Genomic DNA, 15,458 nt, shown 5'->3' on the forward strand with positions numbered 1-15,458 from the left:
GTATAAGCCAACTTAGGAAGATAAATTTATGGAAATAAACAGGCTTGACTCTGGGGTTTGCAAGGGGGGCTGTGATGCAGAGAGAGAGAGAGAGAGAGAGAGAGAGAGAGAGAGAGAGAGAGAGAGAGAGAGAGACCGGACCGATATCCGCTCTGTCTGGCGGCCTGCGTTGCTCTGGTGGCGTGCCTGCGTCTTTGTCTCGCCTTGCTTTTCCCGGAACAGATTCCGCTCGGTTGGAAGATTGAACGGGTTGCCCTGGGCACCCTGCTGGACTGCGGACCATTGTTTGTATTCAGCCTGGCCGCGCTGTTCTGGAAAACGCGGCTGCTGAACATTCTTTCAGCGTTCTGGCTGCTGATTATTCTCGTCTGGAACGCCGCCAATTGTTTTCTCATTCACACGGCGCGGCGGATCATTGATTACGACATTCTGCTGCAGGTGCTGCCGGAGGCGCGGCACGCTCTGGATGCGCTTCCGGAATACGGCATAGTTGTCGTCGTCGCGGGCGCGGCGGGTGCTGCCGCGCTGACCGCCTGGCTGGTCAGAAGCCAGCGGCGCTTTGCTCTGCGGCGGTCCAAGCGCGTTCCGGCGGGGATGTTGCTGCTGCTTATTGCCATGTCCGCGCTGGCCACAGGCTATTACTGCGCCACTCGTTACGACATGGACCGGCGGCGGGGCTGGATGAGCATTCCGGCCTGGAAAAGCGCCTGGGAAATATGGTATGACCGGCAAGAAAGCCGTAGCGCTCCGGTAGGGCCGCCACACGAAGCCCTGGCCGCCGACAGGCAGGCCATGGCCGCGTTAGGCCTGTTGCGGACAAGTCCTCCTCCGGGACACCCCTTACCTTTCCGCAATATCATTCTTGTGGCTGTGGAAAGCCTGAATCTGGAATTTCTGCACAAGTACAATGGCACTATTCCTGCCGAAGCCACGCCTCATTTTGACGCTCTGGCGGGGCGGGGCCTTGCCTGCCGCAATTTTTACACCAGCGCCGCGCCCACGGCACGCGGCCTGCACGCCCTGCTGGCTTCCCGGCTCAGTTATGACGACGACCAGGGGAGCGCGCCCAATCTGTTCACGTCGCTGGAGCGCGCCGGTTTTACCGGCTACTATCTGAGCGCGGTGTCCGGTCGCTGGGGACACTTCATCGACAGCGGCAGGGCAGCTTTTGCGCGACGCTACAGTCCGAGCCATATCCGTTTCCGCGAGTATTTTGAAGATAAGGTCGGGGATATCAACGAGAAATGGGGTATTGAGTCCGGCTATCTCTTTGAGGACGCGCTGGAGATCCTGCGATCGCGGCCCGGCGGCAAAAATTTCATCGTTATTTCCACCATAGAAACCCATGCGCCGTATACCACGCCAACGCGGGAAAATGAGGCCTGCGCGCGCATTCCCGCACTGGCCGGAAATACGTTTTTTATCGCTCTGTGCGCGCAGGACAGGGCGCTGGGCCATTTTCTACGCGGGCTGGAACCCTATCTGGACGACACACTGCTGATCATCACGGCTGATCACAGCGCCACGCACGGTGCCAGGTATACACAACGGCCCGACTTTGCGCCGGACCGCATTCCCCTGATTTTTCTTTCACGCCGAGGCGTGCCGGGTCTGGGCGGCAATGGACAGGAAATCACCAGGTATTGCTCGCAAATAGATTTGAGCGTGACGCTGCTGGATTTATTGGGTCTGCCGGTGCCGCCCACATTCATGGGCAACGACATCCGGCTCAAGAATGTGGGTTGCTCCCTGTTGGAACGCAAGACCGTCCGCTTTGTGGATGCGCAGGCAGAGCGGCTGTTCGATCGCAAGGATACAACTTCCGTTATGGGGCGCTGGTTTCAGCTGTATTATCCGCGTTAGAGCAATTTCACGTTGAAAATGTACAACCGCTCTGGCGGACACAAGAGTGCCCGCCAGAGCGGTTCATTTTGAACGTTAAGCCGCCCTAACCCCTGTCTTCCAGAGCCGCCACCGAGGGCAGGACCTTGCCTTCCAGCAGTTCCAGGGAAGCGCCGCCGCCCGTGGAAATATAGCCCATTTTGTCGGCCAGGCCATAGCCTTCCACCGCGGCCACGGAGTCGCCGCCGCCCACCACGACAAAAGCCTTGGAAGCGGCCAGGGCTTCGGCCAGAGCCTTGGTGCCAGCGCCGAAAGGCTCGGTTTCAAACGCGCCCACCGGTCCGTTCCAGACCACGGTGGCCGCCTTGGCCAGCAGCGCTTCATAGAGGGCCACGGTCTTGGGGCCGATGTCCAGAATCATTTCATCCGCGGGCACGTCGCCCACCGCGTGCACTGTGGCCTTTTGTCCGGGGGCCAGTTCCCTGGCCGTGACCACGTCCACGGGCAGAGGCAGATCCTTGCCCGCAACCCTGGCCGTTTCCATGATCTTTTTGGCTTCCGGGATCAGATCCGGTTCGCACAGGGACGTGCCCACGCCGTAACCCGCGGCGGCCAGGAAGGTATTGGCAATGCCCCCGCCCACGACCAGACTGTCCACCTTGGCCAGCAGATTATCCAGCAGGCCCAGCTTGGTGGAGACCTTGGAACCGCCGATGACCGCCGCCAGAGGCCGCGCCGGATTGTCCAGCACCTTGGCGAAGGCCGCCAGTTCCGCCACCATCAGCGGCCCGGCGCAGGCGACCTTGGCCTGACGCACCGCGCCTTCGGTGGAGGCATGGGCCCGGTGCGCCGCGCCGAAAGCGTCCATCACATAAATGTCGCCCAGGCCCGCCAGCTGCGCGGCCAGAGCAGGATCGTTCTTTTTCTCGCCCTTGAGAAAACGCACGTTTTCCAGCAGCACGCACTGGCCCGGCGTCGCTTTGGCCTCGGCCGGATCCCTGACCAGAGGCACGTCCCGGCCCAGCAGTTCACCCAGGCGCGCGGCCACGGGCTTGAGTGAGAACTGTTCCTCGTACTGGCCTTCCGTGGGGCGGCCCAGATGCGAGAGCACGATCACGCCCGCGCCTTTGTCCAGGGCCATCCCGATGGTGGGCAGGGCCGCGCGGATGCGCTTGTCGTTGGTGATCCGCCCTTCCTTCATGGGCACATTGAGATCTTCCCGGATGACCACGATCTTGCCGCCGCAATCCAGATCCGCAAGTTTTTTAACGGGCATAATGCGCCTCCCTTTGGTTGGCGTTATCAGGCCTGCCCCCGCACCGGCCTTTCGTCCGTTGCAGAGGATAGCCCTGCATTATTTCAGCAGATCGCGCGCCTTTTCCAGCACATTGGCCGTAGTAAAGCCGAAACGCTCGAACATGACCGAGCCCGGCGCGGAAGCGCCGAAGCTGTGTATGCCCAGCACCGCGCCGTCCAGGCCCACATACTTATGCCAGTAGTCCGGCGAGGCGGCTTCCACAGCCAGACGGCAGCGCACTGCGGAGGGCAGCACGCTTTCCTTCCAGGCCGCGTCCTGAGCGTCGAAAATCTCGGCGCAGGGCATGGAAACCACGCGCGCGCGGCGGCCGCCCGCATTGAGCTGCTCCGCCGCCTCCACGGCCAGGGCCACTTCCGAGCCCGTGGCCAGCAAAATGATTTCCGGCGTGCCCTGGCAGTCGCGCAACACATAGCCCCCACGGGCGATGGCCGCGATCCGGGCCGAGTCGCGCTCAAAGAAAGGCAGCTTCTGGCGCGAAAGCGAGAGGCAGGTGGGCGTGTCGCGGCTCTCCAGGGCGGATTGCCAGGCCACGGCGGTTTCCACCGTATCGCAGGGCCGCCAGAGATTCAGATTGGGCGTCAGGCGCAGAGTGGACACCTGTTCCACAGGCTGGTGGGTGGGGCCGTCCTCGCCCACGCCGATGGAGTCGTGGGTAAAGGCCCAGACTACCCGCAGTCCCATGATGGCCGCCAGGCGCACGGCGTTTTTGGCCTGATCCGAAAAGGCCATGAAGGTGCCCGCATACGGGATGAAGCCGCCGTGCAGGGCCAGGCCGTTCATGACCGTGCTCATGCCGAACTCGCGCACGCCGTAGGAAATGTAGTTGCCGGTGTACGCGCCGGGCTTGAGGTGCTCTGACTTGGTGGTCAGGGTGCCCACGGAACCGGACAGGTCCGCCGCGCCGCCGACCAGTTCGGGCAGATTGCCCACCAGATGTTCCAGGGCCTTCTGGGAGGCCACGCGGGTAGCCACATTTTCGCCCTTGTCCACGGCTTCCTTGAGCATGCCCGCGGCAATGGCCGCCCAGCCGGCGGGCAGATCCCCGGCCATGCGCCGCAGAAATTCGGCGGCCAGTTCCGGATGGGCCTGCCTGTAGGCGGCGAAGGTTTCATTCCAGGCTGCTTCGGCGGCCTGCCCGGCGGCGCGCGCGTCCCAAGCCGCATAAATATCCTGGGGAATCTCAAAGGGCGGCTCGTGCCAGTCCAAGGCCCGGCGCGTGGCGTCCGAGGCGCTTTCGCCCAGCGGCGAACCGTGGCTGGCGGCGGAATCGGCCTTGGGCGAGCCGAAGCCGATATGGGTATGGCAGATGATCAGGCTGGGACGGGAAAGGTCCGCACGGGCCTCGGCCAGGGCTTTGTCCAGGGCCTCGCTGTCGTGCCCGTCAATGGGGCCGATAACCTGCCAGCGGTAGGCACGGAAGCGCGCGCCCACATCTTCGCTGAACCATGCGTCGATCTTGCCGTCAATGGAAATGCCGTTGGAGTCATAAAGCACAATGAGTTTGCCCAGGCCCCAGGTCCCGGCCAGGGAGCAGGCCTCGTGCGAGACGCCTTCCATCAGGCAGCCGTCGCCGCAGAAGGCATAGGTGCGGTGGTCCACCACCGTTTGTTCCGGGGTATTGAACTGGGCGGCCAGCATGCGTTCGGCCAGAGCCATGCCCACGGCCGAGGAAATGCCCTGGCCCAACGGACCGGTGGTCATTTCCACGCCGGGCGGCAGGCCGCGCTCGGGATGCCCCGGCGTCTGGGAGCCCCACTGGCGGAAATTCTTGATTTCCTCAATGGGAAAATCATAGCCGGTGAGATGGAGCACCGCGTACTGGAGCATGGAGGCGTGCCCGTTGGAAAGCACGAAACGGTCGCGGTCCAGCCAGCCGGGATTGGCGGGATTGTGCTTGAAGCCGTGCCGCCAGAGGGCTTCGGCCATGTCGGCCATGCCGAGGGGCGCGCCGGGGTGGCCGGAGCGGGATTTTTCAATAGCGTCGATGGCAAGGGCGCGTATGGCGTTAGCGCACTGTCTGCGGGTAGGCATGACTCTCTTTCCTTGGCGTTACGGGTTGGCATTGGACGCTGCGTGCCGCCAGGCGCGGGCGGCGCGCAGGCCGGGACGCACAGCGCGGCCCTCGGCGGCTTTCATAAAGGCCGCCAGGCGCGCGTCATAAGGTTTATGGCCGAAAAAGGCGGAGCCGGAAACCAGCACATCGGCCCCGGCATCCAGCAAGGCGGCCGCGTTTTCCGGGCAGGCGCCTCCGTCCACCTGGACCAGCGCGCCCGCGGCTCCGGCTTCGGCCAGCAGGGCGCGGGCCGCGCGGATTTTTTCATACGTCTGCGGAATGAAGGCCTGGCCGGAAAAACCGGGATTGACGCTCATCAGCAGCAAGAGATCCAGGTCCGGCGCGAGCCAGCGGGCTACGGAAAGATCCGTGCCGGGGTTCAGGGCCAGCCCTGCCTTGAGGCCCAGCTTGCGGATTTCGGTCAGGGTGCGCTGGGCATGGCGGTCGGCCTCGGCATGGATGACCAACAGGTCGGCTCCGGCTTCCTTGAAGTCGCGCAGATAACGGGCCGGTTCCTCAACCATCAGGTGCACGTCAAAAAAAAGCCCGCTGTGAGGCCGCAGGGCCTTGATCAGCGGGGGACCGAAAGTGATGTTGGGCACAAAGGCCCCGTCCATCACATCCAGATGCAACCAGGTTACACCGGCGGCTTCCAACGCGGCCAGTTCCTCGGCCAGACAGGAAAAATCAGCGGAAAGCAGGGATGGGGAAAGAATCATGCGGACATCCTCGTATGGACTGAACGCCAACGCGGCGGGAAGTTCAGAGCCGCCCGGCCAGCAGGCGGCGCACCGCCGTCAGCTCCCGTTTGAGCATCTGCATGAAGGCCGGGTCCGGCACGGCGGCCACCCGCTCGGGCAGGTTTTCGTCCAGAACCGCGCTGCCCTCCAGCACGCGGCGCGCGCCTTCGATGGTCATGCCCTGCTCGTGCAGCAACTGCTGAATGCGCCGCAACAGGGCCAGATGCGTTTCCGTGTACAAACGCTGGCCCTTGTCCGTGCGCAGGGGGTCCAGCTGGGGGAACTCCGTTTCCCAGAAACGCAGAACATGAGTCTTGAGATTGAGCAGCTCCGCCGCCTCGCCGATGCGGTAGGTTTTTTCCGACATGAGCTCCCCCCGATGCCGCGAAAACGTTAAGGAAGCACTGAGTTAATAGTCTTTTTGCCCACTGCCCGCGTCCGGCTCACTCCATGCGAAGGTCGGGTTTGAATATACTCCCTCCGCCCGCAGTTCGCCTTCCTTGGCAAAGAACAAAAATCTTCATTACTCAGCGCTTCCTTAGAACATTTCACATTGAAAATGTGTACATACTTTGACGTTAGAGCATGTTGCGTTTGAATGTTACACATTTCAAACTTTACGCCGCCCGCGCTACGGAAAAAACGCGGTTTTTCGCTGCTGTCGATGCCCGTAAGCCCTTTTGGGCTAACGGGCACGGCTGCGCCGCCTCCGGTCGCTCCCTTGCACTTGGGCGCGGGTGTCCGCTCACGCGGCCACCAGAGTAATTCACTCCTTTCAATCGTGAATTGCTCTAGCCCACGGGCGTCAGATCCGCACGCCCAAGGTCCGTACCAGCGAGTCTGCCACCTTTTCCCTCTCCTTGTCCACTTCCGCGTCCTTGAGCGTCCGCCCGGCGTGGCGGAAAGTCAGACGGAAGGTCAGGTTGCGGGCCGGTTCCTCGTTCCCATCGCCCCCGGGTTCAAAGCAGTCCACCAATACGGCTTCTTCCAGCAGGGGCAGCTTGAGCCCGGCCAGATGGTCAAGCACTTGGCTGACCTTGAGTTCCGGCCCGGCCATGACCGTGATGTCGCGGCGCACCGGCGGATAGACCGGCAAGGGCGTGAAGCGGACCACGGCCTTGTCATACAGCTCGCGCAGCAACTCCAGATTGAGTTCAGCCAGCCAGACGGGCTTGCGGGCGTGGAAATCCTCGGCCAGGGCGGGTTTGACCCGTCCCATGACGCCCACACGCCTGCCCTCCGCCAGCACGTCCACGCAGGGCAGAAGGAAGGGATGCTCTTCGGCCTGGCGGCAGACCGGCGCGGGCAGATGCAGGAAGTGCAGGAGGTGCTCCACCACGCCCTTGAGATCGGCGTAGTCCATATCCGCCTCAACATGCGGCCAGGAGGCGTCATGCCGCGCGCCGTAGAGCAGGATGCCCAGCATGCCGGTTTCGCGGGCCGTGGTTTCCGAAGCGGGATCGGCCTCAAAAATATGGGCCAGCTCGAAGAGCCGCAACCCCTGCGCGCCCTGGGCCAAGTTGTTGCGCAGATCCTGAAGCAGGCCCGGTGCCAGAGCCGTGCGCAGGGCGTCTTGCTCCGCCGAAAGGGGATTCATGATGGAAATGCGGCCCTCGCCGGGCAGGCCCAGCTGGTCCAGATCCTTGTGGCCCACAAAACTGTAGTTGACCGCCTCGTTGAGGCCCAGGCCCGCGCCCCAGTGCTTGAGCCGCAGCCAGAAGGCATAGCGGGACTCCGGCTCGGCGGCGCGCGCCAGGTCCAGATGCACGGGCGGCAGCACCGGCGGGATGGTGTCCAGCCCGTGCACACGGCCCACTTCCTCAATGAGGTCCGCCTCGCGAGTGAGGTCGGGCCGCCAGGAAGGCTGCTCCACCAGCCATGCGTCGTTGCTCTTTTCCACAGCGCAGCCCATGCCGGTGAGCACTTTTTCGTCGAATTCCGGGCTCAGCCGCACGCCCAGCAGGGCGTCGGCCCTAGCCGGACGAAAGGCGATGCGCGCCGGAACAAAGGGCCGGGGCTCCACAATGGAGAGGCCGCGCCGCACCACGCCGCCGCCGAAGGCCGCCATCATGGCACAGGCCCGGTCCAGAGCCCAGACCGTGCGTTGCTGGTCGATGCCGCGCTCGAAACGGTAGGAGGCTTCGGAAGAAAGTCCCAGCCGCCGCGAAGTCTTGCGGATGGTACCGGGCCGAAAGACCGCGCTTTCCAGAAAAACGTTGCGGCTTTGATCCGTAATTTCCGTGTTCAGTCCGCCCATGACCCCGGCCAGTCCCACGGGCCGTTCCGCGTCGCGGATGCAGAGATCGCGGCCGGTCAGGACGCGCTCTTGGCCGTCCAGGGTGACGAATTTCTCGCCCTCGCGGGCGGGTTTGACCACGATGCGCCCGCCTCGGAGCTTGTCCAGATCAAAAGAATGCAGAGGCTGGCCGCATTCGAACAAAATGTAGTTGGTCACGTCCACGATATTGGAAATGGGCCGCACTCCCACGGCATGCAGGCGGTGCCGCACGCGCATGGGCGAGGGCGCCACCTTGATTTCGGAGATGACCCGGCCCGAATACAACCAGCAAAGCTCAGGAGCCGCGATTTCGATGGGCACCACGGCTTCCGGGCCGTCGGCGTCCAGATGCAGGGGCAGGTCCGGGATGGTCAGGGGCAGGTTGAAGGCCAGGGCCGCCTCCCGCGCCAGGCCCAGCACGGAAAGGCAGTCCGCGCGGTTGGGCGTAATGGAGATGTCCAGCACCTCCCGGTCCAGATCCAGCACGTCCACAAGACGCGCGCCTGCCGGGGCGTTTTCCGGCAGGACCATAATGCCGCTGTGGTCCTCGGTGAGGCCCAGTTCCCGTTCGGAGCAGATCATGCCGAAAGACGGCGCGCCGCGCAGTTTGGCCTTCTTGATCACCGTGCCGTCGGGCAGGCTCGAGCCCACCAAGGCCACGGGCACCTTCTGGCCGGCGGCCACGTTGGGCGCGCCGCAGACGATATCCAGCAGTTCGCCCTGGCCCGCGTCCACCTTGCAGCAATGCAGATGGTCGGAGTCCGGATGCCGGACGCATTCCAGCACATGCCCCACCACAATGGCGCTGATGGCGTCATAGGGGCGCTGAATGTCCTCCAGCTCCAGGCCGAGCATGGTCAGCCGGTCGCCCAGCGCTTCGGCATCGCCCTCGTAGGGCGTAAATTCACGCAGCCATGAAAGGGAAAGCAGCATATCTCGTTCCTGTGGGCTTATTTGAATGACCAGGCCGGGGTTTCCCGCCTGGGGGTCGGGTCCGGCAATGGCCGGGAATCCGCGCTGGAGCCGTATGAACCATAGGCACCTGGGCGCGGGCGCTGACGGGGCGCTTTTTCCTCGGGCTGGCGGTCGTCGACGGTATTGCCGTAGGCGTCGGTATAGCCCCCGCCGCCCTGAGTGGTGCCCGACTGCGCACCGGCGGCGGGCAGGCCTTCCAGAGGCTTGGGGCCGCCCGGCGGTTCCAGGCCGGAGTGGCGGGGGCTCAGGGCCGAAGCCGCCCAGGCCGAACGCGGAGCCGGGGCAAAGCCGTCCGACAGCACCGCGCCCGCGCACAGGGCGGCGCTCAGGGCAAGCAGAATCAGAACTCGCCTCATGGCCCTATCCTCAGGCGAACTGCCCCAGGAAGCGCACATCGTTCTCGAAGAACATGCGCAGATCCCCGATGCCGTATTTGAGCATGGCAACGCGCTCCACGCCCAGACCAAAGGCAAAACCGCTCACATCCTCGGGATAGCCCACGGCGGCATACACCGCCGGGTCCACCATGCCGCAGCCCAGAATTTCCACCCAGCCGGTGGTCTTGCAGACGCGGCAGGGTTCGCCGTCCACATGGCCCTTGCCGCCGCACATGCAGCAGGAAATATCCACCTCGGCCGACGGTTCGGTGAAGGGGAAAAAGCTCGGGCGGAAGCGCACCTTTGTCTCCCCGCCGAACACGGCCCGCACAAAGGCGGTGAGAGTGCCCCGCAGGTGGGCCATGCTGATGCCGTGCCCCACCATCAAGCCCTCGATCTGGTGAAACATGGGGGTATGGGTCAGGTCCGAGTCGCGGCGGTAGACCTTGCCGGGGGCCACCACGGCCACGGGCGGCTTGCGGGAAAGCATGGTGCGCACCTGCACCGGCGAGGTGTGGGTGCGCATGAGCACCTTTTCGGTGATGTAGAGGGTGTCCTGCATGTCCCGGGCCGGATGCTCGGCGGGCATGTTCAGGGACTCGAAATTGTAGTGGTCGATTTCCACTTCCGGGCCCGAGGCCACGTCAAAGCCGAGGCCCTTGAAAATGCCGCAGATCTCCTCCATGACCAGCGTGGTGGGATGCAGGGAGCCGCGCCAGGGCGCGCGGCCCGGCAGGGAGGGATCGAAACGCGCCAGGGCCACGGCTTCGCGCCCGGCTTCCAAAGCACTTTTGCGCGCCTCGAACAGGGCGTTGCAGCGTTCCTTGACGCTGTTGGCGGCCTGTCCCACGGCCGGACGCTCAGCGGGCTCGAGCTTGGGCAGCCGGCTCATGATCTGGGCGAGACGCCCCTTGCGGCCCAGAAAATCCACCCGCAAGCCTTCCAGGTCTTCCAATGAAGAAGCCTGGTCCAGCCCTCGCTCGAGTTCCGGTACCAGGCCTTCCAATGCTGTAATCAGGTCCATGCAGATTCCCGATGCCGCCTGCGCGGCGCTGAGGCTTTCATAAAACACGGGCGGCGGGCTTTTGGCCGCGCCGCCCGTAAAATTTGGAAAGGCATTTGGAGAAATAGACCAGATGCCGTTTACTTCAGGGCAGCCTTGGCCAGCTCGACCACCTTGGCGAAATCGTCCTTCTGATAGACGGCCAGATCCGCGAGCACCTTGCGGTTCAGCTCAATGCCGGCCAGCTTCAGGCCGTGCATGAAACGGCTGTAGGAAAGCCCGCTCAGACGCGCACCGGCGTTGATGCGCAGAATCCAGAGCGTGCGGAAATCACGCTTGCGGTTCTTGCGGCCGATAAAGGCATACTGGAGCGAACGCTCCACCGCCTCGCGGGCGGTGCGGTACAGGCGGCTGCGGCCCCCGCGAAAACCTTTGGCGGCGCTCAGATACTTTTTGTGGCGACGATGACTGGCAAGACCTCTCTTCACACGCATGGGATGTCCCCTCCTTCACACCGGCCAGGCGGAGGAAAGCCCGCCGGGTGGGTAAAATTTGCTCCGCCCCCGTTGCCGGGGGACGCGGATTGAAGCGAACTCGCGGCTCCGCGCGCGCCGCCGACCCCAAACGGGTCGAAAAGAAAAACCGCCGCGCTCAATGCTGGGCAAGCGCGGATTTTTGGTCGCTGACAAGAAATCCGAACTTTTTATGACGGGAGCGGACACTTCTGGTCCGTGACCGGAATAAAAAGCGAAGGATGCCGCCGTCAGCGGGCAAAAGGCCGCGCTTGCTAGCCGTTGGGCAGCATGCGACGAACAGCCTTTTCATTGGTGCTGTCCACCAAGGTGGCCTGACCCAGGCGCATCTTGCGGCCGGGAGCCTTCTTGGTCAGGATGTGGCGCAGATTCTGACGACGGCGCTTATACTTGCCGCTGCCGGTAAGCTGAAAGCGCTTGGCCGCGGCGCGCCGGGTTTTGATCTTGGGCATGGCGTACTCCTTAACAGAACAAAAAAACGGATATGCCCGAAGGCCCGTGTCCAGACCGCCGGGGAAGGCATAGTGCCTTAAAAAACATTCGACCGCAAGAAGATTATTTCTTGGGCACCAGCAACATCTGCAGGGTGCGGCCTTCGGCGCGGGGCTCCTGGTCCACCTTGGCCACGTCCGCCAGATCTTGCACAACGCGTTCCAGTATGTTCAGGCCGCGGTCCTTGTGCACGATTTCGCGGCCGCGGAAAAATACCGTGATCTTGCAGCGGTCGCCGTCTTCCAGAAAACGACGGATGTGACGCAGCTTGGTTTCGTAGTCATGGTCGTCGGTCTTGGGCCGGACCTTGATTTCCTTGATCTGCACCACGGTCTGGCGTTTTTTGGCTTCCGCTTTCTTCTTCTGCTGCTCGTACTTGAACTTGCCGTAATCCATGATCCGGCAGACGGGCGGCTCAGAGGTGGAAGCCACTTCCACCAGATCCATGCCCCCTTCTTTAGCCAGGGCAATGGCCTCGTTGCGCTGCAAAATTCCCAGTTGTTCACCGTCCGCGCCGATAACGCGCACCTCGCGCGCGCGGATCAGTTCGTTACGGCGCACGCCGTCCTGCGGCATTTCACGCCGCGGTCTCATATTAGGCGAAGCTATAGCGCATCCCTCCTTGTTTGAAAGGCTCTTCCGCGTCCGCCCGGATCAGGGCGGCCACGTCCGCAATGGATTTGAGCCCCAGATTTTCACCGCTGCGCAGGCGGACGTTCACGCCGTCGGCCTGCACTTCCTTTTCTCCCACAACCAGAATGTAGGGCACTTTGGCCACCTGGGCCTCGCGCACCTTAAAACCGAGTTTTTCATTGCGCGTGTCCGCCGTCACCCGGATGCCCAAGGCCTGCAGTTCCCCGCGCATGCGTTCCACTGTGGCGTCCCCGGCTTCGGTGACTGTGAGCAGGCGGGCCTGCTCCGGCGCGAGCCAGGCGGGCAGGGCACCGGCATACTGCTCGATAAGCACGCCGATGAAGCGCTCCAGCGAGCCCATGATGGCCCGGTGAACCATGACCGGGCGGTGGCGCTCGCCGTCCTGGCCCACATAGGTCAGGTCGAAACGCTCGGGCAGAGTGAAGTCCACCTGAATGGTGGAACACTGCCATTCGCGGCCGATGCAGTCCAGCAGGCGCACGTCGATCTTGGGACCGTAGAACGCGCCGTCTCCGGCATTGATCTCATAGGGCAGCCCGGCTTTTTCCACGGCCTGGATCAGGGCGTTGGTCGCCAATTCCCAGGCCTCGTCCGTGCCGATGCTGCTCTCGGGCCGGGTGGACACGGCCACCTTGTACTGGAAACCGAAGAGGTGCATCAGGTCGCGGATCAGATGGATGACGCCCAGAATCTCGCCTTCCAGCTGCTCGGGCGCGCAAAGGATGTGCGCGTCGTCCTGGGTGAACTGGCGCACGCGCAGCAGGCCGTGCAGCACGCCGCTCTTTTCGTGGCGGTGCACCACGCCCAGTTCGAAATAGCGCTGGGGCAGATCGCGGTAGCTGCGCAGCTCGTTCTTGTAGATGAGCATGTGCGCGATGCAGTTCATGGGCTTGATGCCGTAAGCGTCGTCCTCGATCCGGGTGAAATACATGTTTTCACGGTAGTGATCGTAGTGGCCGGAACGCTGCCAGGTCTCCACGCGCAGCAGCTGCGGCCCCTGCACCATGTCGTAGCCGCGCTTGAGGTGCTCCTTGCGCCAGAAATCTTCCAGAATGGCGCGCACCAGCATGCCCTTGGGCAGCCAGAACACCATACCCGGAGCCACGTCCTCCTGGAAGGCGAACAGGCTCAGCTCGCGGCCCAGCTTGCGGTGGTCGCGGCGCTTGGCTTCCTCCAACTGCTTGAGATAGGCGGCCAGGGCCTTCTCGTCGGCAAAGGCAGTACCGTAGATACGCGACAACATGGGATTTTTTTCATCCCCGCGCCAGTAGGCGCCGGCCACGGACATCAGCTTGGAAGCCTTGGCAAAACCCGTATGCGGCACATGCGGGCCACGGCAGAGATCCGTGAAGTCGCCGCAGGTATAGAGGGAAACAGTGTCCGCCTCAATGCCTTCAATAAGCTCCACCTTGTAGGTTTCGCCCATGGCCTTGAAGCGCGCCACGGCGTCGGCCTTGGAGAGTGCTTCGCGGCTGAAAGGCTCTCGCGCCGCGGCGATTTTCTGCATCTCGGCCTCAATGGCCGGAAAATCCTCGCTGGAGAAAGGGCGCTCCACATCGAAATCGTAATAAAAGCCGTTGTCGATGGACGGCCCGATGGTCACCTTGGCCGTGGGAAACAGGCGCTTGACCGCAGCGGCCATGACATGGGCCGTGGAATGGCGGATCAGTTGCAGACCTTCGGGCGAGTCGGCATAAACGGGCGTGAGTTCGCCGCACCCCTCGGGCAGCGGCGCGGAAAGATCCAGCAGCACGCTTTGGCCGTCGACGACGGCGCGAGCGGCCACCACGGCCTTGAATTTCTTGCCGCTCAAAGCCTTTTGCAGCGCCGCCGCAACCTCGGCCCCGGCGGGAACGTCCACCATTTGCCCTTCCACACGGACATCCATCACAAGCTCCTTCTGCGCGGGGCCCGGCGCGCAACGCCCCAAAAACAAATGGGGAGGCAAACCTCCCCACTGTGCCGGACACCCAAGCGCGGGCCGCCTTTCACGCGGCGCGCTTTCTATGCTGAGGGGAAAATCCCCGGAATTGCAATTGGTAGGAACGAGCAGACTTGAACTGCTGACCCCTTCCGTGTCAAGGAAGTGCTCTAGCCACCTGAGCTACGCTCCTACATAGAGGCAAGAGGTTGTATAGCCGTTGCCGCGTTCAGCGTCAACTCTTTTTTGCCGGATTCCCGTAACTTTTGCCGCGCCGGACCGCCGTCCGTTCCGGCGGCGGGTTGGAATGCGGTTGCGGCATATCACACCGGGATATCTGCCGATCTCAGGAAAAACCAACCCTGATTATCTTTTAATATTCTGAAATCATACTTCTTTTTTTGAAAAACAGAGGAAGTCGGCCTCTCCGGCGGCGAAAAACCCGCGTCGTTCACGGTTTTGGCCTTACTGAAACCCTTCAGTCTTACGGAATGTTCCCAACAAGCTATGCTTGTCCCCCAAATATGCGCAAGGCCCGTTCCGGGCGTGCGCCGCAGACAGGGAGGAAACATGGCAAACACAGGCAAGAGCAACGCGCATCTGGGCATCCACCATCCTTTCGGAGCCAGGCACGGCAAGCCGGTGCCGGGCCAACGGCCGTCATTGGCGGCGTCCCATGAGTCGCTGGCGGAACGCATGTATGACAACACCCCGGATATTCGGAGGCATCCCCTGCCGTTGCCGCCGGATGCTTCTCTGGAGGAACGCATCTATCGGCAAAGCGTCGCGGATGTGGTGGCCCGGCACAGCCGTGGGGATCATTCCACCCTGCGGCCTTACACGCCGGAACCTGATGCGAAAGTGCCCTTCTACCGCATGGGGGTTCGGCCATTAAATATTGCGGGAGGCGATTGGGCATATGGAAAAAGAGTTAGTAACCTTAACCAACACATTGACCACATGCACTTCGTGGGCAGCGACGGCAGCAATTTCGGCCTGACCGACTCCGAGCGGCCACTGGTGGAAAAGCCGGAAAAGCTTAAACGTTACCAGGTGGAAAGTCCCAAGTACCGCCAGGAATACATTGACCGCGCCCGCGACGAACTGGAGGCCGAATGGCAGACAAAAAAGGCCGAAGCCCATCAGTCATCCTTCGGCACGGCGCTCCGCCGCTACTCTCTCCCGAGCTACAACTGCCAGCACTATTTCGCTGAGATCATCAAAAGAGCGCAGAGTTATGAAACCAGGGAAAAACCGCTGGTCCTGCCATAA

14 protein-coding genes and 1 tRNA gene are annotated in these 15,458 nt (G+C 62.9%); 3 read left to right on the plus strand and 12 right to left on the minus strand.

Annotation, left to right across the window (positions count from 1 at the left end):
* Positions 1-74: 74 nt before the first annotated feature.
* On the plus strand, positions 75-245 hold the full coding sequence (locus AXF13_RS17140; protein WP_190276348.1) for a hypothetical protein: 171 nt from the start codon (positions 75-77) through the stop codon (positions 243-245).
* Between the two features lie 37 nt (positions 246-282).
* Positions 283-1,863, plus strand: a complete 1,581-nt coding sequence (locus AXF13_RS10895) for an LTA synthase family protein (RefSeq protein ID WP_150116166.1) — start codon at positions 283-285, stop codon at positions 1,861-1,863.
* A gap of 85 nt (positions 1,864-1,948) precedes the next feature.
* On the opposite strand, the gene AXF13_RS10900 is transcribed toward AXF13_RS10895, so the two are convergent.
* The 12 genes from AXF13_RS10900 to AXF13_RS10955 form a co-directional block, all read right to left on the minus strand.
* Positions 1,949-3,118, minus strand: coding sequence for a phosphoglycerate kinase (locus tag AXF13_RS10900; RefSeq protein ID WP_062253238.1), 1,170 nt, complete (start codon positions 3,116-3,118; stop codon positions 1,949-1,951).
* Positions 3,119-3,196: 78 nt separating this feature from the next.
* Positions 3,197-5,191, minus strand: coding sequence for a transketolase (gene tkt, locus AXF13_RS10905; protein ID WP_062253240.1), 1,995 nt, complete (start codon positions 5,189-5,191; stop codon positions 3,197-3,199).
* Positions 5,192-5,209: 18 nt separating this feature from the next.
* Entirely contained in the window at positions 5,210-5,932 is a 723-nt protein-coding gene (rpe, locus tag AXF13_RS10910) for a ribulose-phosphate 3-epimerase (RefSeq protein WP_062253242.1), read from the minus strand.
* A gap of 43 nt (positions 5,933-5,975) precedes the next feature.
* Positions 5,976-6,320 (minus strand): MerR family transcriptional regulator, encoded by a 345-nt coding sequence (locus tag AXF13_RS10915; protein ID WP_008681863.1) that lies wholly within the window; start codon positions 6,318-6,320, stop codon positions 5,976-5,978.
* A 438-nt stretch (positions 6,321-6,758) separates the two neighbouring features.
* Positions 6,759-9,164, minus strand: coding sequence for a phenylalanine--tRNA ligase subunit beta (gene pheT, locus AXF13_RS10920; protein ID WP_062253245.1), 2,406 nt, complete (start codon positions 9,162-9,164; stop codon positions 6,759-6,761).
* A 17-nt stretch (positions 9,165-9,181) separates the two neighbouring features.
* On the minus strand, positions 9,182-9,562 hold the full coding sequence (locus AXF13_RS10925; protein ID WP_062253246.1) for a hypothetical protein: 381 nt from the start codon (positions 9,560-9,562) through the stop codon (positions 9,182-9,184).
* Between the two features lie 10 nt (positions 9,563-9,572).
* The gene (gene pheS / locus AXF13_RS10930) at positions 9,573-10,607 is read right to left on the minus strand and encodes a phenylalanine--tRNA ligase subunit alpha (protein WP_062254860.1); all 1,035 of its coding nucleotides are present in this window, start codon (positions 10,605-10,607) and stop codon (positions 9,573-9,575) included.
* A 119-nt stretch (positions 10,608-10,726) separates the two neighbouring features.
* Entirely contained in the window at positions 10,727-11,080 is a 354-nt protein-coding gene (gene rplT / locus AXF13_RS10935; protein ID WP_062253248.1) for a 50S ribosomal protein L20, read from the minus strand.
* Between the two features lie 293 nt (positions 11,081-11,373).
* Positions 11,374-11,571, minus strand: a complete 198-nt coding sequence (rpmI, locus tag AXF13_RS10940; RefSeq protein ID WP_008681871.1) for a 50S ribosomal protein L35 — start codon at positions 11,569-11,571, stop codon at positions 11,374-11,376.
* A 103-nt stretch (positions 11,572-11,674) separates the two neighbouring features.
* Positions 11,675-12,205 carry a translation initiation factor IF-3 gene (gene infC, locus AXF13_RS10945; RefSeq protein WP_008681873.1) on the minus strand — a complete coding sequence of 177 codons (531 nt, stop codon included), beginning with the start codon at positions 12,203-12,205 and terminating at the stop codon, positions 11,675-11,677.
* A 1-nt stretch (position 12,206) separates the two neighbouring features.
* Positions 12,207-14,153: a threonine--tRNA ligase gene (gene thrS / locus AXF13_RS10950; RefSeq protein ID WP_062253250.1), complete on the minus strand. Its 1,947-nt coding sequence runs from the start codon at positions 14,151-14,153 to the stop codon at positions 12,207-12,209.
* 149 nt (positions 14,154-14,302) lie between these two features.
* Positions 14,303-14,379 (minus strand) — tRNA-Val (locus tag AXF13_RS10955).
* Positions 14,380-14,756: 377 nt separating this feature from the next.
* Here AXF13_RS10955 and AXF13_RS10960 point away from each other — a divergent pair.
* Positions 14,757-15,458, plus strand: coding sequence for a hypothetical protein (locus tag AXF13_RS10960; protein ID WP_062253252.1), 702 nt, complete (start codon positions 14,757-14,759; stop codon positions 15,456-15,458).

The organism is Desulfovibrio fairfieldensis (assembly GCF_001553605.1).
In the GTDB taxonomy this organism is placed as follows: domain Bacteria; phylum Desulfobacterota; class Desulfovibrionia; order Desulfovibrionales; family Desulfovibrionaceae; genus Desulfovibrio; species Desulfovibrio fairfieldensis.

Coding starts and splice junctions, on each gene's coding strand:
- AXF13_RS17140 (WP_190276348.1), top strand. CDS start 75: ATGCAGAGAGAGAGAGAGAGAGAGAGAGAGAGAGAGAGAGAGAGAGAG.
- AXF13_RS10900 (WP_062253238.1), bottom strand. CDS start 3,118: ATGCCCGTTAAAAAACTTGCGGATCTGGATTGCGGCGGCAAGATCGTG.
- tkt (WP_062253240.1), bottom strand. CDS start 5,191: ATGCCTACCCGCAGACAGTGCGCTAACGCCATACGCGCCCTTGCCATC.
- rpe (WP_062253242.1), bottom strand. CDS start 5,932: ATGATTCTTTCCCCATCCCTGCTTTCCGCTGATTTTTCCTGTCTGGCC.
- AXF13_RS10915 (WP_008681863.1), bottom strand. CDS start 6,320: ATGTCGGAAAAAACCTACCGCATCGGCGAGGCGGCGGAGCTGCTCAAT.
- pheT (WP_062253245.1), bottom strand. CDS start 9,164: ATGCTGCTTTCCCTTTCATGGCTGCGTGAATTTACGCCCTACGAGGGC.
- AXF13_RS10925 (WP_062253246.1), bottom strand. CDS start 9,562: ATGAGGCGAGTTCTGATTCTGCTTGCCCTGAGCGCCGCCCTGTGCGCG.
- pheS (WP_062254860.1), bottom strand. CDS start 10,607: ATGGACCTGATTACAGCATTGGAAGGCCTGGTACCGGAACTCGAGCGA.
- rplT (WP_062253248.1), bottom strand. CDS start 11,080: ATGCGTGTGAAGAGAGGTCTTGCCAGTCATCGTCGCCACAAAAAGTAT.
- rpmI (WP_008681871.1), bottom strand. CDS start 11,571: ATGCCCAAGATCAAAACCCGGCGCGCCGCGGCCAAGCGCTTTCAGCTT.
- infC (WP_008681873.1), bottom strand. CDS start 12,205: ATGAGACCGCGGCGTGAAATGCCGCAGGACGGCGTGCGCCGTAACGAA.
- thrS (WP_062253250.1), bottom strand. CDS start 14,153: ATGGATGTCCGTGTGGAAGGGCAAATGGTGGACGTTCCCGCCGGGGCC.
- AXF13_RS10960 (WP_062253252.1), top strand. CDS start 14,757: ATGGCAAACACAGGCAAGAGCAACGCGCATCTGGGCATCCACCATCCT.